Raw genomic sequence first — 25,250 nt, 5'->3', positions numbered from 1 at the left:
ATGTCTAAACAAGTTCTTTCACAAGCGAAAGAAAAAATGGAAAAAGCTTTATCAGCTTTCAAACGTGAATTAGCAGGTGTTCGTGCAGGCCGGGCAAACGCGTCTTTGCTTGATAAAATTCAGGTCGACTATTACGGAGTTCCAACTCCTGTAAATCAATTGGCATCGATTTCCACGCCAGAAGCACGTTTGCTTGTTGTTCAGCCTTATGACAAATCGACAATCGGTGAGGTTGAAAAAGCGATTTTAAAATCTGATCTTGGATTAACGCCGACATCGGACGGATCCGTCATCCGCATTGCCATTCCTCCATTGACGGAAGAGCGAAGAAAAGAACTGACAAAAGTAGTTCGCAAATATTCAGAGGATGCAAAAGTTGCTGTGCGAAACATTCGCAGAGATGCAAATGATGAATTAAAAAAATTAGAAAAAGCGGGCGACATTACAGAAGATGAACTGCGCGGTTTTCAAGATGATGTACAAAAACTGACGGACGAATACATTAAAAAAATTGATTCCGCAACAAAAGAAAAAGAAAAAGAAATCATGGAAGTTTAAACAAAATGAATGTACAATAGAAATGTGCTAAAAACCCTCTTTTCTCACAGGGGGTTTTTTTGTTCAAGAGGATTTGCTACATTTTTTAATGTCATATTATTCTCGGTGGAGGATTCTTATGTTTAATTTTCCTTATAAAAAAAAGAGCAGCAAAGGTTCCAAAAACTTGGTGGCGAAAGAAAACATTTTAGTAAATGAAATACCGGAACATGTGGCCATCATCATGGACGGAAACGGAAGATGGGCGAAAAAAAGATCGCTGCCTAGGATGGCCGGCCATCGGGAAGGAATGAAAGTAGTTAAAAAAATTACGAAATTAGCGAGCGATATCGGCATCAAAGTTTTGACCTTATATGCGTTTTCAACAGAAAATTGGAAAAGGCCAAAAGATGAGGTTAATTATTTAATGCGCCTTCCGGTCGAATTTTTATCGACTTTTTTGCCGGAATTAATACAGGAAAACGTGCAAGTTCGGGTTATCGGCGATCAATCTATGCTCCCCGATTATACGGTAAATGCTGTGAAGAAAGCTGTGAATGAAACGAAGCAAAACACCGGGCTGATTTTAAATTTTGCGTTGAACTATGGCAGCAGAACAGAAATTGTTGAAGCAGTAAAAAAAATATTAAGAGACCGCGAAGATGGAAAACTACATATAGATGACATAGATGAACAATTGTTTTCCAACTATTTAATGACGAAAAAGCTCAAAGATCCTGACCTGTTAATTCGGACAAGCGGAGAAATTCGGCTAAGCAACTTTATGCTCTGGCAGCTGGCTTATACTGAATTTTGGTTTACGGATGTGCTCTGGCCGGATTTTAATGAACACCATTTTTTGGAGGCAATCCGCGAATATCAGCAGAGAATCCGCAGATTCGGCGGCGTATAGAAGGAGCTAAAAAAAATGAAAACACGAATCATTACAGCAATTTGTGCTTTAGCCTTATTTGTACCAATTGTCATTATTGGCGGACTTCCGCTGACAATTGCTATTTATGTGCTTGCATCAGTTGGATTGTTTGAATTATTTAGAATGAAACGATTTCATTTATTTTCATTTCCAGTTTTGTTCAGCTTTATCCTTTTATGGATTTTAATTTTCCCAAACCGTTATATTGATTTGCTTCATCAAATACATATAAGTAAAACTGGCTTTCTTTTTTTTGGCGCGATCCTGTTATTGATCTATACAGTGTTTTCAAAAAACCAATTTTCTTTTGATGACGTTGGATTTGCGCTCATTGCGATCATATATGTGGGAGTCGGATTTTATTTTTTTATTGAAATGAGAGTGTTAGGTCTAGACAAGCTTTTGTTTGCTCTGCTAACGATTTGGGCGACTGATTCAGGCGCTTACTTTATCGGCCGAGCCTTCGGAAAGAAAAAATTATCAGCTGAAATCAGCCCTAATAAAACAGTCGAAGGATTTTTCGGAGGTATTTTCTCGGCAATTTTGGTTGGATTAATTTTCCACTATTTTGTAAATTTTTTACCGACATATGTTCAAACCGTTTTTGTGTCCGTCATTGTTTCTATTGTTGGACAAATGGGGGATTTAGTACAGTCCGCTTTTAAACGCCATTACGGCACAAAGGATTCCGGAACGATTTTTCCAGGCCATGGGGGAGTTCTTGACCGTTTTGACAGCTTGATTTTTATTATGCCGATTTTATATTTCTTCATCCAATTGATCAGTAGACAAGGGGTGACAATGTGAAAAAAATTATTTTGCTGGGTGCGACAGGATCTATTGGGCAGCAAACTCTCGATGTGATTCGAGCAAATCCGGATTCATTCAGGCTAGTTGCGATGTCATTTGGAGAAAATATCGAACTTGGATTGAAGGCTGTTCATGAATTTAAACCAGAGCTTGTTGCTGTCAAAAATCGTGAAATTTATGATCAAATTCGTTTGAACATCCCTTCAAGCTGTCAGCTTACATACGGACATGACGGGCTGTGTGAAACGGCTGTTTATCATAAAGGCGAGATAGTAGTGAATGCGGTCATTGGGAGCGTCGGGCTTATTCCAACACTAAAAGCGATCGAAGCGAAAAAAACGGTCGCTTTAGCGAATAAGGAAACACTTGTTACAGCTGGACAAATTGTGACCGACTATGCTCGAAAACACAATGTGCAAATTCTTCCTGTGGACAGTGAACATTCCGCGATTTTCCAATGCTTGAACGGGGAAAAAAAGGAAAGCGTCGAACGGCTTATTTTAACGGCTTCAGGAGGAAGCTTTCGGGATAAATCGCGAAATGAATTAAAGCATGTTACAGTTAAGGAAGCGTTAAACCATCCGAACTGGTCAATGGGCGCAAAAATAACGATCGATTCTGCGACGATGATGAACAAAGGGCTTGAAGTCATTGAAGCACATTGGCTGTTTTCTGTTTCATACGACCAAATTGATGTGCTGCTGCATAAAGAAAGCGTCATTCACTCGATGGTCGAATTTCATGATGGCAGCATCATAGCGCAGCTTGGAACTCCTGATATGAAAATACCGATTCAATATGCGCTTACATATCCAAATAGAATTCCTTCTTATGAAAGCGAAAGATTGGATTTAACAAAATATGGACAGCTTCATTTTGAAAAAATTGATTTTGATCGATACCGTTGCTTAAAATTTGCTTTTGATTCGGGTAAAATAGGAGGTACAATGCCTGCTGTTTTAAACGCAGCGAACGAAGTGGCAGTCAATGCTTTTTTGGAAGATAAAATTCCGTTTTTAAAGATAGAAGAACTTGTAGAAAGGGCATTAGAAGAACATGCTCCGCTTTTCAATCCGACCTTGGAGGATATACAAGAAGCGGATGGAAGGACAAGACAGTTTGTTCAATCTTTAATTAATTAGAGGTGGTTAAATAAGTGAACACGGTGATCGCATTTGTCGTTATTTTTGGCGTATTGGTGTTTTTCCACGAATTAGGGCACTTAGTTATGGCGAAAAGGGCAGGCATTTTATGCCGTGAATTTGCAATCGGCTTCGGGCCGAAAATTTTGTCGTTTAAACGAAAAGAAACGGTCTATACGATCAGGCTTTTGCCTATCGGCGGCTTCGTGCGCATGGCGGGGGAAGACCCGGAGATGATTGAGGTCAAACCTGGCTATCAGGTTGGACTATTGTTTAATCAGAAAGGACAAGTTGAAAAAATTATTTTAAACAGAAAAGAAAAGTATCCTAATGCAAAAGTGATTGAAGTTGAACAAGCAGATTTGGAACATGGAATGTTTATCACAGGCTATGAAGATGGAGAAGACAGCGGTCTAAAAAGGTTTGAAGTAAGCGAAACATCCTTTTATGTAGTTGACGGTGAAGAAATTCAAATTGCACCTTATAACAGGCAATTTGCTTCAAAAACGCTCGTTCAAAGAACGCTCGCCATTGCTGCCGGACCTTTTATGAATTTTCTATTAGGGTTTTTAGTTTTGTTTTACCTCGGTCTAAGCCAAGGAGTGCCCGTGAATGAACCGGTTTTAGGAGAAATCGTCCCTGACAGCGCGGCTGAACAAGCAGGATTACGGGAAGGCGATGTTGTAAAAGAAATAGAAGGGACGCCGATGAATTCGTGGAAAGATGTCGTTGAAATGATCAGAGCAAATCCGGAGAATGAGCTTCTTTTTTCAATTGAACGTTCCGGAGAAGAATTGGAAATGACGGTAACGCCGGATTCTGTGAAATCCGAAAACAAAACGATCGGCCAAATAGGAGTTTATTCCCCGGTTGAAAAAACATTTTTCGGTTCTTTGAAATATGGCTTAGTTGAGACCTATACATGGTCGAAAGAAATAATATTTGCGGTTGGGAAGCTGATAACCGGACAATTTTCAATTGATATGCTCTCTGGACCTGTCGGCATATATGATATGACAGGAAAAGTTGCAGAAACAGGCTTGACAAGCCTATTAAGCTGGACGGCTCTCTTAAGCATTAACCTTGGCATTATGAACTTGCTTCCAATTCCAGCTCTAGATGGAGGACGCTTATTGTTTTTTGCCATTGAAGCGGTCCGGGGAAAACCGATTGATCGACAAAAAGAAGGGATCGTCCACTTTATCGGATTTGCACTTCTAATGCTGTTAATGCTCGTTGTGACATGGAATGACATCCAAAAGTTTTTCCTTTAAAAAATAATATAGAAATCAAATTCGAGGTGCTTTAAATGAAACAGAGTCAGTCATTTATACCCACAATGAGAGAAAATCCAGCAGATGCGGAAGTTAAAAGCCACCAGCTGCTGTTGCGTGCCGGATACATTAGGCAGACAGCTAGCGGTGTTTATTCGTATCTGCCTCTTGCTCATAGAGTGTTAACCAAAATTGAAAATATTATCAGAGAGGAAATGAACCGGATCGGAGCGGTGGAGCTGCTGATGCCGGCTTTGCAGCAAGCAGAACTTTGGCAGGAGTCTGGCCGCTGGTATTCATACGGATCAGAATTAATGAGATTGAAAGACCGTCATGAGCGTGATTTTGCTTTAGGTCCGACTCATGAAGAAGTTATAACAAGTTTGGTAAAAGATGAGATCAAATCTTATAAACGTCTGCCGCTCACCCTTTATCAAATTCAAACGAAGTTCCGGGATGAAAAGCGTCCGCGGTTCGGTCTTTTGCGGGGACGAGAGTTCATTATGAAAGATGCTTACTCTTTTCATGCTACACAGGAAAGCTTAGATGAAGTGTACGAACAGGTTCGAGAAGCATACAGCCGCATCTTTACTCGATGTGGGTTGAACTTTCGCGCAGTCATCGCTGATTCGGGAGCAATGGGCGGTAAAGATACTCATGAATTTATGGTGCTTTCGGAAATCGGAGAAGATACGATCGCATATTCTGATTCGTCCGATTATGCAGCAAATATTGAAATGGCTCCGGTAGTTGCATCTTATGAAAAGGTTGACGAACCGCTCATGGAGCTTGAAAAAAAAGAAACGCCAAACAAAAAATCCATTGAAGAAGTGGCGCAGTTTTTCCAAGTTCCGAAGGAAAAATTAATAAAATCCGTTTTATTTAAAGTAGATGAAAAGTTCGTTCTTGTTCTTGTCCGCGGTGATCATGAGGTCAATGACGTGAAACTGAAAAACCTTTATCAGGCATCAGTTGTTGAACTTGCTTCAGCTGAAGAAACAGAGCAGGTAATGGGAGTTTCACCCGGATTTTTAGGACCGATCGGCGCATCCGACAAAGTGGAAATTGTCGCAGATTATGCAGTTCAAGCAGTCGTAAATGGAATATGCGGGGCAAATGAAAACGATTTGCACTATATCGGAGTAAACCCTGATCGGGATTTTACCGTTACCAAGTATGAAGATATAAGATTTATTCAGGAAGGGGACCCTTCGCCGGACGGAAAGGGACGGATCAAGTTCGCGAAAGGCATTGAAGTCGGCCACGTCTTTAAGCTTGGCACAAGATACAGTGAAGCGATGAAGGCAGAATTTTTAGATGAAAAGGGAAAAACAAACCCTATCATCATGGGATGCTATGGTATCGGTGTTTCACGCTTACTGTCTGCGGTGGTCGAGCAATTTCATGATGAAAATGGAATTATTTGGCCTAATAAATTAGCTCCGTTTGAAGTCCACCTTATTCCGGTTAATATGAAAAACGAAGAACAAGTCAAGGTTGCAGAGCAAATTTATCACGATTTGCAGGCGAAAGGATACGAAGTCCTTTATGATGATCGTGCTGAACGGCCGGGTGTGAAATTTGCTGACAGTGATTTAATTGGCATTCCTGTCAGAATAACGGTCGGAAAAAGAGCTGGTGAAGGGATTGTAGAAGTGAAAGAAAGAAAAAGCGGAAATAGTATAGAAGTTTCTGTTGATCAGCTAAAAGAGCAGCTTGCCAAACTTCTCCGCTAATGAAGCTGGATGCCGTAGATGAAGCTGGCATAGGTGAAGAGTAGGGGGTCTTGCCTTTATGATAATTTGTCAAACGGGTCAAGCCCCCTATTAACTTTTTGGGAAAGAGGGGAAACCAATGGATGATAAAGACTTGCAGCAGCAAAAAGAACGGTTTCAGATTTTGTTGAAACAGCTTGAAATGACGGATGATCAAATCTACCCTTATTTCCAAAACGGAGCGATCTTAAAATTAACAGTTCATAAAAAATCTAAATTATGGGATTTCTCTTTTCGGCTTGAAAACATTCTTCCATTTCGTATCCTGCAATTGTTTGATAGAAGATTGAACAAAACATTTTCTCATTTAGCCAATGTTACGTTTCACATTACAACTGTGAAACAAGAATATGATGAACAGCTCGTTCAAGACTACTGGGAGTTTTGCCTCCAAGAAATGGAGGGGGTTTCTCCGCCGATATTATCACTGTTAAAAGAACAAATGCCGAAGCTGGAAAAGCAAAAATTAATGATTCGCACGAGAAATGAGACGGAAAATGAAACGATCAAGAAAAAATACGGCCCCATCATCCAGCAGGCGTACGAGAAGTACGGCTTTCCAAAGCTGACTATCGACACGGTGATCGATGCATCTAACGAAGAATGGGAAAAATTTTTGGAGCAGAAGCAAAAAGAAGACGAAGAGCGGATTTTACAAGCAATGATGGAAATGAAGCAAAATGGAAAGGAAAATCAAACTCAGGAGCCTAAAAAGCAGGAAGGTCCTCTTATTATCGGATACAAAATAAAAGATGACGAAGAAATTCGCACTCTTGATAACATTTTTGATGAAGAGCGGAGAGTCGTCATTCAAGGATATGTTTTTGAGGCGGAAACAAAGGAATTAAAAAGCGGAAGAACGTTATGCACGTTTAAAATTACCGATTATACCAATTCCATTTTAGTCAAAATGTTCGGCCGCGATAAAGAAGATAATGCATTGCTTGCATCGATCAAAAAAGGAATGTGGCTGAAAGTTCGCGGAAGCATTCAAAACGATACATTTGTTCGTGATCTTGTCATGATTGCCAATGACATTAATGAAATCAACCCGAAAAAACGGCTCGATACCGCACCTGAAGGAGAGAAAAGGGTGGAATTGCACCTTCATTCGCAGATGAGCCAAATGGATGCCGTCACATCGATCACAGATCTTGTTGAACAAGCTAAAATGTGGGGCCATGAAGCGATTGCATTGACAGATCACGCAGTTGTCCAATCTTTTCCAGAGGCATATGCTGCAAGCAAAAAGTTTGGCGTTAAAATGATTTACGGTCTTGAAGCAAATATTGTTGATGACGGTGTACCGATTGCTTATAACGAATCGCACAGACTTTTAAGCGAAGATACCTTTGTTGTGTTTGACGTTGAAACAACAGGGCTTTCGGCTGTATACGACACGATCATTGAACTTGCAGCGGTGAAAATAAAAAACGGGGAAATTATCGACCGATTTGAATCGTTTGCCAACCCTCACCATCCGCTTTCAGCAACAACGATAGAACTGACGGGAATTACCGATGATATGGTTCAAAATGCTCCCAACGTCGATGAAGTATTGTACAAATTTAAAGAATGGGCAGCCGACAGCATTTTAGTTGCCCACAATGCAAGCTTTGACATGGGCTTTATTAATGCAGGCTACAAAAAATATTTGCAGGTTAAAAAGGCGGACAACCCTGTCATTGATACTCTTGAACTTGCAAGATATTTATATCCTAATTTAAAAAACCACCGCCTGAATACATTGTGCAAAAAGTTTGATATAGAGCTTGTACAGCATCATAGAGCCATTTATGATGCGGAAGCAACCGGCTATTTGCTTGTAAAATTGCTGCAAGAGGTAAATGAACGAGGAATTCTTTATCATGATGAGCTGAATGAGCGGACTGGGGATTCAAAAGCGTATGAGCGGGCAAGACCGTTTCACGCGACGCTTCTTGTGCAAAATGAAACAGGGCTGAAAAATTTATTTAAGCTTGTATCTCTTTCCCATGTTCAATATTTTTATCGCGTTCCGCGCATTCCCCGTTCTGTATTGTTAAAGCATAGGGAAGGCATTTTAATTGGTTCAGGCTGCGACAAGGGAGAAATTTTCGAAGCAATGATGCAAAAAGGTCCAGAAGAAGTTGAAGAGATGGCTTCATTTTATGATTTTCTCGAAGTGCATCCGCCGGAAGTATATTACCCTCTAATTGAGACGGAGCAGGTTCGAAATGAACAAGCGATCAAAGAAATCATTGCAAACATAGTCAAACTAGGGGAAAAGCTGTCGATTCCGGTTGTGGCAACAGGCAATGTCCATTATTTAAACAAGGAAGATAAAATTTACCGGAAAATCTTAATTTCTTCGCAAGGGGGAGCGAATCCTTTAAACCGCCATACATTGCCTGATGTGCATTTCCGTACAACAAATGAAATGCTGGATGCTTTTCGTTTTTTAGGCGATGAAAAAGCGAAAGAAATTGTTGTGACAAACAGCCAGTACATCGCCTCTCTCATAGGTGATGTAAAACCGATTAAAGATGATCTGTATACACCGAAAATAGACGGTGCCGAAGAAGAAATTCGGGAAATGAGCTACAATCGTGCCAAAGAAATATACGGAGACCCATTGCCGGAAATCGTTCAAGCAAGGCTTGAAAAAGAGTTGAAAAGCATTATCGGCCACGGATTTGCCGTCATTTATTTGATATCTCACAAACTAGTAAAAAAATCTTTGGATGACGGGTACTTGGTCGGTTCAAGGGGATCAGTCGGCTCATCCTTTGTTGCCACGATGACGGAAATTACTGAGGTGAACCCTCTTCCGCCTCATTACGTTTGTCCAAAATGCAAGCATTCCGAATTTTTCAATGACGGCTCTGTAGGATCCGGATACGATCTTCCTGATAAAAATTGTCCGCAATGCGGAGCGCCATATAAAAAGGACGGGCATGACATACCGTTTGAAACGTTTCTAGGATTTAAAGGAGACAAGGTGCCTGATATTGATTTGAATTTTTCAGGTGAATATCAGCCGAGAGCACACAATTATACGAAAGTGCTGTTTGGTGAAGATAAAGTGTACCGTGCAGGAACAATTGGCACCGTTGCCGAAAAGACAGCTTTCGGATTTGTCCGCGGCTACATGAACGATCATAATCTGCATTTCCGCAGTGCAGAAGTCGATCGACTTGTGAAAGGATGTACGGGGGTCAAGCGGACGACAGGACAGCATCCCGGAGGAATCATCGTTGTTCCCGATTATATGGATATATATGATTTTACTCCAATTCAATATCCGGCAGATGATACAAGCGCTGATTGGAAAACGACACATTTTGATTTCCACTCCATTCACGATAACTTATTAAAGCTTGATATACTAGGGCACGATGATCCGACGGTCATCAGAATGCTTCAAGATTTAAGCGGAATCGATCCGAAGACCATTCCAACAGATGATCCGGAAGTAATGAAAATCTTTTCCTCAACCGAATCACTTGGCGTGACAGAGGAGCAGATTGGCTGTAAAACGGGCACTCTGGGGATTCCAGAGTTCGGCACGCGATTTGTCCGCCAAATGTTGGAGGAAACAAGACCGACGACATTTTCAGAGCTTGTCCAAATATCAGGATTGTCCCATGGGACAGATGTTTGGCTAGGAAACGCACAAGAGCTGATTCAAAGCGGCACATGTACATTAAGTGAGGTCATTGGCTGCCGCGACGATATTATGGTTTATTTAATCTATCAAGGATTGGAGCCGTCGTTAGCCTTTAAAATTATGGAGTCGGTTCGGAAAGGAAAAGGCTTGATTCCCGAATGGGAAGAAGAGATGAAAAAGAACGGCGTTCCAGACTGGTATATTGAATCTTGCAAAAAAATCAAATATATGTTTCCAAAAGCTCACGCGACAGCTTATGTATTAATGGCTGTGCGGATTGCATATTTTAAAGTGCATTTTCCTCTGCTATTCTATGCAACTTATTTTACAGTCAGAGCGGACGATTTTGACATCGAAACGATGATCAAAGGAAGCACCGCAATCAGAGCGAAAATTGAAGAGATCAGTGCAAAAGGGCTCGATGCTTCTCCAAAAGAGAAGAGCTTGCTGACCGTATTGGAGATGGCACTTGAAATGACGGAGCGTGGATTTTCATTCCAAAAAGTAGATTTATACCGCTCTCAAGCCAAAGAATTCATTATTGACGGCGACAGTCTCATACCACCGTTTAATTCGATACCAGGGCTTGGTACGAACGCGGCTATCAATATTGTTAAAGCGAGAGAAGAAGGAGAATTTTTATCCAAAGAGGATCTGCAGGAGCGGACAAAAATTTCAAAAACGATTATGGAATATCTTGAAAATCATGGCTGTTTGGCATCGCTGCCTGAGCAAAATCAGCTCTCCCTTTTCTGATTTGCGATTCAATTTGCAAACCTGATTAGGTTATGTTATATTCATTTATGGAAATGCTAAAAAAAGCCTAACGAAAGAGTGGGGAAAAAACCCACTCTTTCCTATTGGAACTAGTTTTTTATGACGATTAAATAGATGTCCCTTTCTGAAACGCTGAAATTAAGGAGGAAAATATGAGCCAATCTATAACAGATCTCGTCAAAGAACTAGCATCGCCAATTCTTGAAAATTTGCAGCTGGAACTAGTAGATATTGAATATGTAAAAGAGGGAAAAAATTGGTATTTACGGCTTTTTATTGATTCTGAAGATGGTGTCGATATTGAAGAGTGTGGTATGGTAAGCGAACGTTTGAGCGAAAAGCTGGATGAAATCGATCCGATTCCTCACAACTATTTCTTGGAGGTATCTTCTCCAGGCGCTGAACGCCCTTTAAAAACAAAGGCCGATTTTGAAAAGGCTGTCGGGAAAAATGTCGCACTCAAAACTTACGAGCCGATCAACGGGGAAAAACATTTTGAAGGGGTTTTAACGGATTTTGACGGCGAGATTGCCACACTCGAAATAAGAGTGAAAACAAAAACTAAACAAGTGGAAATTCCTTGGGGAAAAATTGCAAAAGCTAGACTTGCCGTTTCATTTAATATTTAAGTGATGAGGAGGAACATCATTTTATGAACAGCCAACTTTTAGATGCCTTGACAGTATTAGAAAAAGAAAAAGGCATTAGTAAAGATGTCATTATAGATGCGATTGAAGCTGCCCTCATTTCTGCATACAAACGCAACTTTAACCAAGCGCAAAACGTGCGTGTCGATATTAATCGCGAAACAGGTACGATGCAGGTGTTTGCGAGAAAAGAAGTGGTGGAAGAAGTAACGGATCCCCGTTTGGAAATTTCCATCCATGATGCGATGAACATCAATCCCCAATATGAAATCGGCGATGTCGTTGAAATTGAAGTGACACCGAAAGAATTTGGACGAATAGCTGCACAAACTGCGAAACAAGTCGTTACGCAGCGAGTTCGTGAAGCCGAAAGAGGAGTCATTTATTCGGAATTTATTGATCGTGAAGAAGATATCATGACCGGAATCGTCCAAAGAACTGATCCCAAATATATATACGTAAGTCTAGGGAAAATAGAGGCTCTCCTCCCACAATCGGAACAGATGCCGAATGAAAAATACGAACCTCATGACCGAATTAAAGTATTCATTACAAAAGTAGAAAAAACAACAAAAGGACCACAAATTTTTGTTTCCAGAACACACCCGGGGCTGTTGAAGCGTTTATTCGAATTGGAAGTTCCGGAAATATATGACGGGACAGTGGAAATTAAATCAGTCGCCCGGGAGGCAGGTGACAGATCAAAGATTTCGGTTCATTCCGACAATCCGGAAGTTGACCCGGTTGGATCATGCGTTGGACCAAAAGGCCAGCGTGTTCAAGCAATTGTAAACGAGTTGAATGGCGAAAAAATTGATATCGTTCGCTGGTCTAAAAATCCTGTTGAATTTGTTGCAAATGCTTTAAGTCCTTCAAAAGTTTTGGACGTTATTGTCGATGAAGAGGAAAAAGCTACAACCGTCATCGTTCCTGATTATCAATTATCCCTTGCGATTGGCAAAAGAGGGCAAAACGCGCGCCTCGCTGCCAAATTAACCGGATGGAAAATTGATATTAAAAGCGAATCGGAAGCGAGAGAGCTGAACATCTATCCTCGCGAAGAGCATGATAGTTTATTCCAATTTGACAATACGGATGATGAACACGGAGAAGAACAAGACGAATAGAGGTGGTTACCAGTGGCAAAGCAAAAGAAAATTCCGATGAGAAAATGTGTGGCGACTGGCGAAATGAGACCCAAAAAGGAGCTTGTTCGAATCGTTCGTTCGAAAGAAGGAGAAGTTTCGGTTGATTTAACAGGAAAGAAAAATGGACGCGGTGCTTATATCACTCTTGATAAAGACTGCATTTTAAAGGCGAAAAAGAAAAATGTGCTATCCGTCCATTTAGATGCGCCTGTTCCGGAATCTATATATGATGAATTAATTCAGCTAGCTGAGAAGGAGAAACCTTCATTGCCATGAATGGACAATGGAAATCTTTATTAGGCCTTGCCTATCGGGCAAGAAAAGTGATTTCAGGAGAAGAACTTGTTTTGAAAGAGGTTCGAAATAAGCGTGCAAAACTCGTTTTATTGGCAGACGATGCTTCTTCTAACACGAAGAAAAAAATTACGGATAAATGTTCGTTTTATAAAGTTCCGCTCGTGATTGCCCCAAACCGATACGAACTTGGGCAATCGATCGGTAAGGAAGAAAGAGTAGTTGTTGCCGTGACGGAAGAAGGTTTTGCCAAGAAGTTGAAGCTTCTACTTGAATAACTACTTTGGGGGTGAACGTATGGGTAAAATGCGAGTATATGAATATGCAAAACAACAAAATATAACGAGCAAAGAAGTAATCCATACATTAAAAGAAATGAATATAAATGTTGCAAACCACATGTCAATGATCGACAGCAATACAATTGAAAAACTCAATGGACGATATCAAAAGGAACAACCTAAGAAAAACGTTCAAAAAGATCATCAACCAAAACAAAAGGCAGAAAAGCATGCAGCATATGATGACATTCCATTTGATGACGATGAGGATATCGTATTGAACAAGAAAAAATCAGGCAAAAAACCTTCTCCAAAACGCGAGGAACGCAAACAAAACGTTCCGATTCAACAAACGAAACATAAAAACAAAAAAAATGGAAAGAAAAACAAAAAAGCGGTTCAAAATGAAGCTCCAAGCAAAAAAGAATTGCCGTCCAAAATTACGTATCAAGGCTCTTTAACAGTCGCTGAGCTTGCCAACAAACTCCATAAAGAACCGTCAGAGATCATTAAGAAGCTCATGATGCTCGGCGTCATGGCAACAATCAACCAAGAGCTGGAGAAGGACATTATCGAACTGATCGCTTCTGAATACGGCGTTGAAGTGGAAGAAGAAATTGTTTTCGATGAAACAGAATTTGAAAAGTATGAAATCGAAGACAAGGAAGAAGATCTTGTCAGCCGTCCTCCTGTTGTGACAATTATGGGGCATGTTGACCATGGGAAAACGACTCTTTTAGATTCCATTCGAAAAACAAAAGTGGCTGAAGGCGAAGCTGGAGGCATTACGCAGCATATCGGCGCTTACCAGGTTGAAGTGGAAGGGAAAAAGATCACATTTTTAGATACACCTGGCCATGCAGCGTTTACAACAATGAGAGCCCGCGGTGCTCAATTAACAGATATTACTGTTTTAGTCGTTGCTGCAGATGATGGTGTTATGCCGCAGACAGTTGAGGCAATTAACCATGCAAAAGCTGCGAATGTGCCGATTATTGTAGCGGTGAACAAAATGGATAAGCCGACGGCAAATCCTGACCGTGTGATGCAGGAATTAACGGAACATGGCCTTGTACCGGAAGATTGGGGCGGCGACACGATATTTGTACCAATTTCGGCATTAAAAGGTGACGGAATTCCTGAACTATTGGAAATGATCTTGCTCGTTGCGGAAATGGAAGAGTTAAAAGCGAATCCGAATCGTCTTGCAACCGGTACGGTTGTTGAAGCAAAGCTTGATAAAGGCAGAGGTTCAGTTGCAACATTGCTTGTTCAAAACGGAACGCTTCGTGTCGGTGATCCAATTGTTGTCGGAAACACATATGGACGGGTGCGTGCGATGGTGAATGATGTCGGAAAACGTGTAAAAGAAGCTTTACCGTCCACTCCGGTTGAAATCACCGGTCTTCATGAAGTTCCATTAGCCGGCGACAGATTTATGGTATTTGAAGATGAGAAAAAAGCGCGTCAAATCGGTGAAGCCCGTGCGAAAAAACAGCTGGAAGAGCAGCGCAGCGAAAAGACAAAGCTAAGCCTTGATGATTTATTTGAACAAATTAAGCAAAATGACATGAAAGAAATTAATTTAATCGTCAAAGCAGATGTGCAAGGTTCCGTTGAAGCTCTTTCATCAGCTCTTCAAAAAATCGATGTTGAAGGAGTAAAAGTAAAAATTATTCACACCGGTGTCGGTGCCATTACGGAATATGACATCATGCTTGCCTCTGCTTCCAACGCTATTGTGATCGGCTTTAATGTTCGCCCGGATGTGAATGCGAAGAGAACAGCGGAAGCGGAAAACGTCGACATTCGCCTTCACCGCATCATTTATAAAGTGATCGAAGAAATCGAAGCGGCTATGAAAGGTATGCTTGATCCTGAATACGAAGAAAAAGTGATCGGTACCCTTGAAGTGCGGCAAACATTCAAAGTTTCTAAAATCGGTACAATTGCCGGCTGCTACGTCACAGATGGTTCTGTTACACGCGACAGCGGCGTTCGCTTAATTCGGGACGGAGTCGTGATTTTTGAAGGAGAAATTGACACTTTAAAACGTTTTAAAGATGATGTAAAAGAAGTTGCTCAAGGATATGAGTGCGGACTTACGATTAAAAACTTTAACGATATTAAAGAAGGCGACACGATTGAAGCGTTCATCATGGAGGAAGTTAAAAAATAATGCTCGGAATGGTATCATGTGAATGCATGATTTTTGAAGCTTCTTCTTTAAAAGAAAAACGTGCAGTAGTGCAACGAATTATAAAAAGACTGCAAAACAAATTTAATGTCAGTGTTGCAGAAATCGGCTTTCAGGATGCATGGCAGCGGACCGAAATCGGCATTGCCTGCCTTGCATCGAGCCGCGCCATCGCGGAAAAAGAACTGAACCAGGCATTGAAGTTGATCGATTCTTTTCCTGAAATTGAACGAACCATTACAACATTTGACTGGTTTTAGCAAATGAGGTGATGAAATGAGCCTAAGAGCAAACAGAGTAGCTGAACAGATGAAAAAAGAGCTAAGCGATATTATTGGCAGAAAAATTAAAGACCCGAGAATTGGATTTGTAACTGTAACGGACGTTCGCTTAACGGGGGATTTGCAAATCGCTAAAGTATATATTTCTGTATTGGGAAATGAGGAACAGAAGGAAAACACGATGAAGGCGCTGGCGAAAGCCAAAGGATTTATCCGCTCTGAAATCGGGTCGCGGATTCGGCTGCGGAAAACTCCGGAAATTCATTTTGAATTTGACGAGACAATTGATTATGGCAATCGAATCGAATCATTAATCCATGAATTGAAAAAAGAAGAAAGAGATCATGAAAGCTGAGGCATCCCGTTTCACAATTGTGTAACGGGTTCTTTTTTCATGATTGCAGCTGGCAAAAGGAAGGTGTGACTGTGGACGGCGTTCTTCTCTTACATAAACCTAGAGGAATGACTTCAAATGATTGTGTCCAAAAAGTGCGCAAATTGTTTCGAACGAAAAAAGCGGGGCATACTGGTACATTAGATCCGGATGTCTCAGGCGTGCTCCCTATTTGCATCGGCAAGGCAACAAAAATTTCGTCATATTTAATGGCTGAGAATAAGGAATACATCGCTGAAGTAACATTAGGAGCTGCCACTGAAACAGAGGATGCTTCTGGAAGCATTATTGCTGAAAAAGAAGTAAAGCTCCCGCCATCAAAAGAGGAAATTGAACGAGTGCTGGAAAGCTTTCGCGGAGAAATTGAACAAATTCCGCCAATGTATTCTGCAGTAAAAGTGAATGGAAAAAAATTATACGAATACGCGCGTGAAGGGAAAGTAGTCGAAAGGCCGAAAAGAAGGGTTGTCATTCATGCCATACACCTTTTAAGCGATATAAAACAACATGACAAAACGGCTTCCTTTTCCATTCAAGTCTCTTGCTCAAAAGGGACATATATTCGAACTCTCGCGGTCATGATCGGAGAAAAATTAGGGTATCCTGCTCACATGTCTGAATTGGTGCGAATAAGATCCGGCCGTTTTCATTTACATGACTGCGTCACGTTTTCTGCGGTCGAGCAATGTTTAAAAATGGGAGATTTGCCAAACGGTTTTCTTACCATAGAGGAAGCATTAAATCAATTGCCGAAAATTAAAATAAATGATACATTAGCAAAGAAAGTAAAAAACGGAGCGATGTTGGAAATGAACGAGGATTTCCAGCATATTGGACAAAATGATGTTGTAGCAATATGGAATAATCGAGAAATTATTGCCATATATAAAAAGCATTCAGAAAAAAACAATGTGCTTAAACCCGTCAAGGTGTTAAAAACGAATGAATAGGTAAGAAAAGGGGAACTTTCGGTGAAAATGATAAAAATAACACATCCACACCATTTGGCAAAACAAAATGTGCCGAAATCGGTAATGGCGCTCGGATTTTTTGATGGAGTCCATAAAGGGCATCAAAAAGTCATTCAAACAGCTAAACAGAAGGCTGAAGAATTAAATGTTGAATGTGCGGTGATGACATTTGATCCGCACCCATCCATCGTCTTAAAAAAAAATATTCAACAAATAGAATATATTACTCCTTTACAAGAGAAACTGAAGTTTATTGAAGATCTTGGAATTGATCGATTGTATTTAGTCGAATTTACAGAAAGCTTTAGCTCGCTTCAGCCTCAACAATTTGTCGATCAATATATTATCGGATTAAATGCCATTCACGTTGTGGCCGGTTTTGATTTTACATTCGGCCGGTTTGGAAAAGGAACAATGGAAACTTTGCCTTTCTATTCAAGAGGAGCTTTTACGCATACGACGGTTGAAAAGCTGACAGACGGTGAAAGAAAAATCAGCTCTTCCCTCGTTCGAAACGCGATTAAAAATGGTGATGTTTCTTATGCATGCTCTCTTCTAGGGCGGCCTCATCAAGTATCCGGAAAGGTAATTCATGGAGAAAAGCGAGGGCGGACAATCGGCTTTCCAACCGCAAATATTGAACTAAGCGAATCCTACATTACTCCTCCGACAGGGGTATATGCGGTCAAAATCAGCATGAATGGGAAGGAATATGCGGGCATATGCAATATCGGTTATAAGCCGACATTTCATGAAAAAAGACCGGACAAGCCGAGCATAGAAGTTCATATTTTTGATTTTCATGAAGAAATTTATGATATAGATGTGACCGTAAAATGGTTCAAACGAATACGAAGTGAACAAAAGTTTTCTGGTGTGGAAGAATTAATTGCCCAAATCAAACGGGATATCAAGGAAGCTAAAGATTTTTTTCAGCGGCTGGCAGAATCGGATAAAATCACGGCTGAAAAAAATTTTTAATGGAACCTCCTTGCTTTTTCTTGGGAAAAATAGTATTCTTATTCTTGTAACTTTTAACCGCTGCGTGGCAACGCGAGTCACCGACGCTTGCTAGGTAGCCGGGGATTATATTTAGGAGGTGGACAAGGATGGCTTTAACGCAAGAACGGAAAAATGAAGTGATTGAGCAATTTAAAACACATGAATCAGATACTGGTTCTCCTGAAGTGCAAATTGCTATCCTAACTGAAAAAATCAACATTTTAAATGAGCATTTGCGCGTTCACAAAAAAGACCACCATTCACGCAGAGGTCTTTTGAAAATGGTTGGGAAACGCCGTAATTTGTTGACGTATTTGCGCAATAAAGATGTTGCACGGTACCGTCAACTCATCAATAAACTCGGTTTGCGTCGTTAAGTTGTATGGAAGCGGGAGATTTCCCGCTTTTTTACTGTATTCAAAAAAGTTTATGACAGATTACATAAAAACGATATAGATTGAAAAGTTTAAAAATAACATTTTTGTACAATTTATGTGCGAAGATAGACTTTGTCAATGAAAGAGGGGTTCAAAACAAGTATGGATCAAGAGAAACATGTTTTTTCCATAGATTGGTCCGGACGGAAGCTGACTGTTGAAATCGGCCAGCTGGCGAAGCAAGCGAACGGCGCCGTTTTAGTCCGCTATGGAGATACGGTCGTTTTATGTACGGCAACCGCTTCGAAGGAAGCAAAAGGAGTGGATTTCTTTCCCCTAACGGTCAATTATGAAGAAAGGCTTTATGCTGTCGGTAAAATCCCGGGAGGGTTTATTAAACGAGAGGGTAGACCGAGTGAAAAAGCTATTTTAGCGAGCCGTTTAATCGATAGACCGATTCGCCCGCTGTTTCCAGAAGGGTTTCGCAATGAGGTTCAAGTAGTCAGCATGGTGATGAGCGTCGACCAAGATTGTTCTTCCGAAATGGCGGCTATGTTTGGATCTTCGCTCGCGCTGTCAATATCGGACATTCCGTTTGAAGGTCCGATTGCCGGTGTCATGGTCGGCCGCCTTGATGACCAGTTTATCATTAATCCAACTGTCGAACAGCTTGAGAAAAGCGATATCCATTTAATCGTAGCCGGCACGAAAGATGCCATCAACATGGTGGAAGCAGGAGCCAATGAAGTGCCTGAAGAAACGATTTTAGAAGCAATCATGTTTGGCCATGAAGAAATCAAACGTTTGATTGCATTCCAAGAAGAGATTGTAGAAAAAATCGGAAAAGAAAAAATGGAAGTCGAATTATATAAAATCGATGAGGAGCTTGAAAAAAGAGTTCGTGAAATGGCTCTTGCCGACTTATTGCAAGCCATCCAAGTGCCTGAAAAACACGCCCGCGAAGATGCTATTAATGAAGTGAAAGAGAAAACTGTCGCAATATTTGAGGAAGAAGAAGCAGATGAAGAAACGATTAAGCAAGTAAAAGAAATTTTGCACAAGCTCGTGAAAGAGGAAGTGCGCCGTCTCATTACAGAAGAAAAAGTGAGACCTGACGGACGAAAAATTGACGAAATCCGTCCATTATCGTCTTCCGTCGGAATTTTGCCGCGCACGCACGGTTCAGGTCTTTTCACCCGCGGCCAAACACAAGCCCTGTCTATTTGTACGCTCGGAGCTTTAGGAGACGTACAAATACTTGACGGACTCGGCGTGGAAGAATCAAAGCGGTTCATGCATCACTACAACTTCCCGCCATTTAGTGTCGGGGAAACCGGTCCGATGAGGGGGCCTGGCAGACGGGAAATTGGTCATGGAGCGTTGGGAGAAAGAGCGCTTGAGCCAGTCATACCTTCCGAGCGCGATTTTCCGTACACAATTCGTCTCGTTTCAGAAGTGCTTGAATCAAATGGTTCAACTTCACAAGCGAGCATTTGTGCAAGCACCTTAGCGATGATGGATGCCGGCGTGCCGATTAAGTCGCCTGTTGCTGGAATTGCAATGGGACTTGTAAAATCTGGTGACAACTATACGGTTTTAACAGATATTCAAGGCATGGAAGATGCGCTTGGTGATATGGACTTTAAAGTCGCTGGTACAGAAAAAGGCGTCACCGCGCTGCAAATGGACATTAAAATTAAAGGCTTGTCCCGTGAAATTTTAGAAGAAGCGTTAAAACAAGCTCGCAAAGGCCGCCTTGAAATTTTGAAATCAATGCTGGCGACAATCTCTGAACCGAGAAAACAATTATCGCCATATGCTCCAAAAATTTTAACCATGGTCATCAATCCGGATAAAATTCGTGACGTGATTGGACCTAGCGGAAAACAAATTAACAAAATCATTGAAGAAACAGGAGTAAAAATCGATATTGAACAAGATGGCACAATCTACATTTCTTCCGTAGACGAAGGAATGAATAAAAAAGCGAAGAAAATTATTGAAGATATTGTAAGAGAAATTGAAGTCGGACAAATGTATTTAGGAAAAGTTAAACGGATCGAGAAATTCGGCGCATTCGTGGAACTGTTTAACGGAAAAGATGGTCTTGTCCACATTTCTGAGCTTGCAGAAGAGCGGGTAGGAAAAGTGGAGGATGTTGTGTCAGTCGGTGATGAAATTTTAGTCAAAGTGATGGAAATCGATAAACAAGGTCGTGTCAATTTATCAAGAAAGGCCGTTTTAAGGGACCAAAAAGAGCAGCAAAAGTCTTGACCGGAGCCAGGGAAAACCCGGCTTCTTTTCCATTTTTGCGGTTGGCAGTTCTATCTTGTCCCCTTTTTTCATAGTTTTATAAGTGAAAAAGGGGATGTTGCGATGAAGCGAAAAAAAGGGAAAATAGCCATTTTTATATTGATCATACTTTTTTCTTATGTCATATTGGATAATCGTTATACATTGATCTTTCTTCAGCAATTAAAAGCAAAGCATGAATTGGCTGTATCTGGCGGAGATTCGTTGTATCAAGAAATCGTTGCCAAAGCAAAAGAGTATGAAATTCCTCCGGAAAATGCTGAAATACATAGAGTTTGGAAAAAAACGCCCGGTTATAATGGGCGATCAGTCGACATTGACGCATCGTATAAGAGAATGAAGAAAAAGGGTTCTTTTGATCCGAAGCTTCTTGTATTCAAGCAAATTCCGCCTTCTGTTCATTTAAGCGATTTGCCGAACGAAGCGATCTACCGTGGACATCCGGATAAGCCAATGGTATCCTTTTTAATAAATGTTGCATGGGGAAATGAGTATCTTCCTAAAATGTTGGCCGTGCTAAAAAAGCACCATGTCAAAGCGACGTTTTTTTTAGAAGGAAGATGGGTAAAAGAAAATCCTGAACTGGCTAAAATGATTGTAGAAAGCGGCCATGAAATTGGAAATCATTCATACTCGCATCCAGATATGGCCCGCCTGCCGTCTGCAAGAATTAGACAAGAGATGGAAGAGACGAACAAAATCATCAAAGCGACGACAGGAAAAAACGTGAAATGGTTTGCGCCTCCAAGCGGCAGCTTTCGCAAGGAGGTCGTAGATATAGCGGCAGATATGAACATGGAAACGATCATGTGGTCTGTTGACACGATTGATTGGCAAAAGCCGCGGCCTGAAACGTTAATCAATCGAGTGATGTCAAAAATTCATAACGGCGCCATGATTTTAATGCATCCGACGTCATCGACCGCAGAGAGTCTAGATTCATTAATTAAAAAGATTAAAGAAAAAAATCTTTCCATCGGTTCACTTTCTAGTCTGCTGGATGAAAAACGTCTTGACTGATTGGAAGAACAGGGGGTTACAATTTGATCAAGAAATATACATGCCAAAATGGTGTTAGAATCATTTTAGAATCTATTCCGACTGTTCGCTCCGTTGCTATCGGAGTTTGGATTGGCACAGGTTCTAGAAACGAGACGAAAGAAACAAACGGCATTTCTCATTTTTTAGAGCATATGTTTTTTAAAGGAACAGAAAAAAGAACAGCTAGAGAAATTGCAGAAGCTTTTGACAAAATTGGCGGTCAGGTGAATGCCTTCACCTCAAAAGAATACACCTGCTATTATGCAAAAGTGCTCGATGAGCATGCAAATTATGCACTTGAAGTGCTGGCTGATATGTTTTTCAACTCAGTATTTGAAGAAGAAGAATTAAACAAAGAACGAAATGTTGTTCTAGAAGAAATCAAAATGTATGAAGATACTCCAGACGATATTGTGCACGATTTGTTAAGCCAGGCTGCATTTGGCGATCATCCGCTTGGCTATCCGATTTTAGGCACAGAAAAAACTTTATCTAGTTTTACCGGCGATGCGTTGAAAAGCTATATGGAAAAATACTATACTCCTGACAATATCGTCATTTCAGTAGCTGGAAACGTTCAAGAAAGCTTTATTCAAGAGGTTGAGAAATGGTTCGGCAATTTTAAGTCGTCTCATAAAAAAGAAAAATATAAGGAACCGGTTTTTTTGGACCAAAAAATCGCCAAGAAAAAAGAGACGGAGCAAGCGCATCTCTGCATTGGGTTTAAAGGGTTGAGAGTCGGTCATGACGACATTTACAGCTTAATTGTGTTAAACAATATTTTGGGCGGGAGCATGTCAAGCCGCTTATTCCAAGAGGTGAGGGAAGAAAAAGGGCTTGCTTATTCTATTTTCTCTTACCACACTTCATATGAAGACAGCGGAGTGCTCACAATTTACGGTGGGACTGGAAGAAACCAGCTGAATATTTTATTTGAAACGATTTTTCAAACAATTGAAAAATTGAAAAAAAGCGGTATTACTGAAAAAGAATTAATGCATTCAAAAGAACAAATTAAAGGGAATTTAATGCTTAGTCTTGAAAGTACAAATGCAAGAATGAGCAGAAACGGCAAAAATGAGCTGCTCTTAGGCAAACATCGATCTTTGGATGAAATTATCGAAACGGTTAACCGTGTTGATATCATGAGCGTCAATGAACTTATTCAACATATTTTTACAGATGAATATGCTGTATCTTTAATTAGTCCGGAAGAGAATCTTTCTTCTGCAATTCCAGAATTAAAATGCCTGCTATGATGGATTGGCGGGCATTTTTTATTTGTCAAAAACGTATACATGTATGGAAAGCTATGTTCATCAGTTTCGAATCAATCTCTGCCTGTGAATATGTTCGTATATTTAAAATGAAGGAGGGGAGCCAATACTATGCGTTTATCCGAGTTAAGCGGAAAAGAAATCGTCGATGTAAAACGAGCGGAACGTCTAGGCGTGCTCGGTCAAACAGACTTTGAAATCAATGCGGAAACTGGACAAATCACGGCGCTTATTATTCCTTCTTTAAAGTGGTTCGGTTTAAGGAAACAAGGACATGATATTCGAGTACCGTGGGAGCATATCAAAAAAATTGGTCAAGATATGATCATTATTGACGTACCGGAAAATTCCTTAAATAAAATTGATGACTAATGAAGATCCGCCGGCTAAAGAAGCCGGCTTTATTTTTTTTGGCAATTTTTCGATGCGATTCACCTATCGGCTGCCACCTACATAATATGCTTAAAACAGGGAGCTAATTATGGTTTTCGAAACTGAACTGAATTGCCATAAAGAAGGTGAAAAAAAGGATGTTAACTGGCTTAAACATTGCTGTAATTGGCGGTGACGCCCGGCAGCTAGAGGTGATCCGAAGGCTATCAGAGCACGATGCCAATCTATTTTTAATCGGATTTGATCAGCTTGAACATGGGTATACAGGATCAGTGAAAATAAACAGCCATAATATTAGTCTGGAAGAAATGGATGCAGTAATATTGCCTGTTTCAGGAACCGGAAGCGAAGGACAGGTCGAAGCAGTTTTTTCCGCTGAAGAAATCGTATTGACAAGAGAAATGGTGGCCTCCACTCCTGAGCATTGCATCTTTTATTCTGGGATACGCACAAAATATTTAGAAGAGTTGATGGAAAAAGAAAAACGAAAGCTTGTACCGATACTGGACCGTGATGATGTAGCGATATATAATTCCATTCCGACAGTAGAAGGGACCATTATGCTCGTTATTCAACATACTGATTTTACCATTCATGGTTCGAACATTGCTGTTATCGGATTTGGACGGACAGGAATGAGCGTTGCCCGCACTTTTGCAGCATTAGGAGCTAATGTGAAGGTAGGCGCTCGAAAACAGAAAGATTTGGCCAGGATCACGGAAATGGGAATGAAGCCGTTTCATTTGAGTGAACTGAAGGACGAATTGTCGTCGATCGATATTTGCATAAATACAGTTCCAGCGTTGGTGTTGTCTTCTGATGTTTTGGCAGCTATGCCTGTCCACGCTCTTATTATCGATTTAGCATCAAAGCCGGGGGGAACCGATTTCCACTATGCTGAAAAAAGAGGTATGAAAGCCATTTTAGCACCTGGTCTTCCAGGAATTGTTGCACCGAGGACAGCAGGCCAAATTTTGGCGAATGCGTTGACAATCCTTTTAACTGAACAGCATCAGCTTGAAAGGAGTATGGATAATGGAAGTGAAAGGTAAACGGATCGGATTTGGTTTAACAGGCTCTCATTGTACTTATGATGCGGTATTTCCGCAAATTCAAAAGCTCGTTGAAAAAGGAGCAAACGTTTTGCCAATTGTCACCTCGACCGTAAAGACGACAACAACTAGATTCGGGGAAGGAGAAGAATGGGTCAAAAGAATTGAAGAAGCGACTGGAAATCAAGTAATTGATTCGATCGTGGATGCCGAGCCTTTAGGTCCGAAAATTCCTCTTGATTGCATGGTCATTGCGCCGATGACCGGCAATTCGATGAGCAAACTGGCGAATGCCTTGACGGACTCTCCTGTATTGATGGCTGCAAAAGCGACTATGAGAAACCATCGCCCCGTTGTACTAGCCATTTCTACAAACGATGCTCTCGGGTTAAATGGCGTAAATTTAATGAAGCTAATGGCGGCAAAAAATATTTTCTTTGTTCCGTTCGGCCAAGATGCACCTCACCAAAAACCGAATTCAATGGTGGCGAATATGGATCGTTTAGTGGAAACAGTTGAACATGCGCTTGAACATAGACAGCTTCAGCCGGTTATTATTGAACATAAAAAATAATCAAACAAATAAAACGCTTTCATAAAAAATCGCTCATCACTTTTTTTGGCTACTGTGATACAATTAAACGTAATACGAATACATGATTATTCGACTCTGATGCATTTTGG

23 protein-coding genes are annotated in these 25,250 nt (G+C 40.8%); all 23 read left to right on the top strand.

Annotation, left to right across the window (positions count from 1 at the left end):
* The 23 genes from frr to NSQ71_RS10135 all read left to right on the top strand — a co-directional run bounded on the left by frr (position 1) and on the right by NSQ71_RS10135 (position 25,140).
* Positions 1-558 (top strand): ribosome recycling factor, encoded by a 558-nt coding sequence (gene frr / locus NSQ71_RS10245; RefSeq protein WP_063386693.1) that lies wholly within the window; start codon positions 1-3, stop codon positions 556-558.
* 118 nt (positions 559-676) lie between these two features.
* Complete coding sequence (locus NSQ71_RS10240) at positions 677-1,450, top strand: isoprenyl transferase (protein ID WP_063386694.1); 774 nt, start codon at positions 677-679, stop codon at positions 1,448-1,450.
* Positions 1,451-1,465: 15 nt separating this feature from the next.
* A complete protein-coding gene (locus NSQ71_RS10235; RefSeq protein WP_339230559.1) occupies positions 1,466-2,278 on the top strand; it encodes a phosphatidate cytidylyltransferase in 813 nt (270 codons plus the stop codon).
* Positions 2,275-3,423 carry a 1-deoxy-D-xylulose-5-phosphate reductoisomerase gene (gene dxr, locus NSQ71_RS10230; RefSeq protein WP_066246474.1) on the top strand — a complete coding sequence of 383 codons (1,149 nt, stop codon included), beginning with the start codon at positions 2,275-2,277 and terminating at the stop codon, positions 3,421-3,423. The genes NSQ71_RS10235 and dxr overlap by 4 nt, the downstream gene beginning before the upstream one ends.
* Before the next feature lie 14 nt (positions 3,424-3,437).
* On the top strand, positions 3,438-4,697 hold the full coding sequence (gene rseP, locus NSQ71_RS10225) for an RIP metalloprotease RseP (RefSeq protein WP_063386697.1): 1,260 nt from the start codon (positions 3,438-3,440) through the stop codon (positions 4,695-4,697).
* Positions 4,698-4,732: 35 nt separating this feature from the next.
* Positions 4,733-6,433, top strand: coding sequence for a proline--tRNA ligase (locus NSQ71_RS10220; RefSeq protein WP_066246473.1), 1,701 nt, complete (start codon positions 4,733-4,735; stop codon positions 6,431-6,433).
* Positions 6,434-6,551: 118 nt separating this feature from the next.
* Entirely contained in the window at positions 6,552-10,877 is a 4,326-nt protein-coding gene (locus NSQ71_RS10215) for a PolC-type DNA polymerase III (RefSeq protein ID WP_066246472.1), read from the top strand.
* 173 nt (positions 10,878-11,050) lie between these two features.
* A complete protein-coding gene (gene rimP / locus NSQ71_RS10210) occupies positions 11,051-11,527 on the top strand; it encodes a ribosome maturation factor RimP (RefSeq protein ID WP_063386700.1) in 477 nt (158 codons plus the stop codon).
* Between the two features lie 23 nt (positions 11,528-11,550).
* Positions 11,551-12,672 carry a transcription termination factor NusA gene (gene nusA / locus NSQ71_RS10205; protein WP_063386701.1) on the top strand — a complete coding sequence of 374 codons (1,122 nt, stop codon included), beginning with the start codon at positions 11,551-11,553 and terminating at the stop codon, positions 12,670-12,672.
* Between the two features lie 12 nt (positions 12,673-12,684).
* Complete coding sequence (gene rnpM / locus NSQ71_RS10200) at positions 12,685-12,969, top strand: RNase P modulator RnpM (RefSeq protein WP_063386702.1); 285 nt, start codon at positions 12,685-12,687, stop codon at positions 12,967-12,969.
* Complete coding sequence (locus NSQ71_RS10195; RefSeq protein ID WP_063386703.1) at positions 12,966-13,265, top strand: YlxQ family RNA-binding protein; 300 nt, start codon at positions 12,966-12,968, stop codon at positions 13,263-13,265. The genes rnpM and NSQ71_RS10195 overlap by 4 nt, the downstream gene beginning before the upstream one ends.
* A 19-nt stretch (positions 13,266-13,284) precedes the next feature.
* Entirely contained in the window at positions 13,285-15,447 is a 2,163-nt protein-coding gene (gene infB / locus NSQ71_RS10190; RefSeq protein WP_130156276.1) for a translation initiation factor IF-2, read from the top strand.
* Complete coding sequence (locus NSQ71_RS10185; RefSeq protein ID WP_063386705.1) at positions 15,447-15,725, top strand: DUF503 domain-containing protein; 279 nt, start codon at positions 15,447-15,449, stop codon at positions 15,723-15,725. The genes infB and NSQ71_RS10185 overlap by 1 nt, the downstream gene beginning before the upstream one ends.
* A 16-nt stretch (positions 15,726-15,741) precedes the next feature.
* Positions 15,742-16,101, top strand: coding sequence for a 30S ribosome-binding factor RbfA (rbfA, locus tag NSQ71_RS10180; protein WP_063386706.1), 360 nt, complete (start codon positions 15,742-15,744; stop codon positions 16,099-16,101).
* 71 nt (positions 16,102-16,172) lie between these two features.
* Positions 16,173-17,090, top strand: a complete 918-nt coding sequence (truB, locus tag NSQ71_RS10175; RefSeq protein ID WP_340733920.1) for a tRNA pseudouridine(55) synthase TruB — start codon at positions 16,173-16,175, stop codon at positions 17,088-17,090.
* Positions 17,091-17,111: 21 nt separating this feature from the next.
* Complete coding sequence (gene ribF / locus NSQ71_RS10170; protein ID WP_144597753.1) at positions 17,112-18,092, top strand: bifunctional riboflavin kinase/FAD synthetase; 981 nt, start codon at positions 17,112-17,114, stop codon at positions 18,090-18,092.
* A gap of 128 nt (positions 18,093-18,220) precedes the next feature.
* Positions 18,221-18,490: a 30S ribosomal protein S15 gene (rpsO, locus tag NSQ71_RS10165; protein WP_063386709.1), complete on the top strand. Its 270-nt coding sequence runs from the start codon at positions 18,221-18,223 to the stop codon at positions 18,488-18,490.
* Positions 18,491-18,652: 162 nt separating this feature from the next.
* Positions 18,653-20,764, top strand: coding sequence for a polyribonucleotide nucleotidyltransferase (pnp, locus tag NSQ71_RS10160; RefSeq protein ID WP_144597754.1), 2,112 nt, complete (start codon positions 18,653-18,655; stop codon positions 20,762-20,764).
* A 102-nt stretch (positions 20,765-20,866) separates the two neighbouring features.
* Positions 20,867-21,823, top strand: a complete 957-nt coding sequence (locus NSQ71_RS10155; RefSeq protein ID WP_066246460.1) for a polysaccharide deacetylase family protein — start codon at positions 20,867-20,869, stop codon at positions 21,821-21,823.
* A 23-nt stretch (positions 21,824-21,846) separates the two neighbouring features.
* Positions 21,847-23,103, top strand: a complete 1,257-nt coding sequence (locus tag NSQ71_RS10150) for a M16 family metallopeptidase (protein ID WP_066246458.1) — start codon at positions 21,847-21,849, stop codon at positions 23,101-23,103.
* 129 nt (positions 23,104-23,232) lie between these two features.
* Positions 23,233-23,493: a YlmC/YmxH family sporulation protein gene (locus tag NSQ71_RS10145; protein ID WP_063386713.1), complete on the top strand. Its 261-nt coding sequence runs from the start codon at positions 23,233-23,235 to the stop codon at positions 23,491-23,493.
* A 158-nt stretch (positions 23,494-23,651) separates the two neighbouring features.
* A complete protein-coding gene (dpaA, locus tag NSQ71_RS10140) occupies positions 23,652-24,566 on the top strand; it encodes a dipicolinic acid synthetase subunit A (RefSeq protein WP_094246020.1) in 915 nt (304 codons plus the stop codon).
* On the top strand, positions 24,550-25,140 hold the full coding sequence (locus NSQ71_RS10135; protein ID WP_063386715.1) for a dipicolinate synthase subunit B: 591 nt from the start codon (positions 24,550-24,552) through the stop codon (positions 25,138-25,140). The genes dpaA and NSQ71_RS10135 overlap by 17 nt, the downstream gene beginning before the upstream one ends.
* Positions 25,141-25,250 lie beyond the last annotated feature (110 nt).

Origin of the sequence: Aeribacillus sp. FSL M8-0235, assembly GCF_038000355.1 — a bacterium.
In the GTDB taxonomy this organism is placed as follows: Bacteria; Bacillota; Bacilli; order Bacillales; family Aeribacillaceae; genus Aeribacillus; species Aeribacillus composti.
This window is presented reverse-complemented; position numbering and strand designations above follow the sequence as displayed.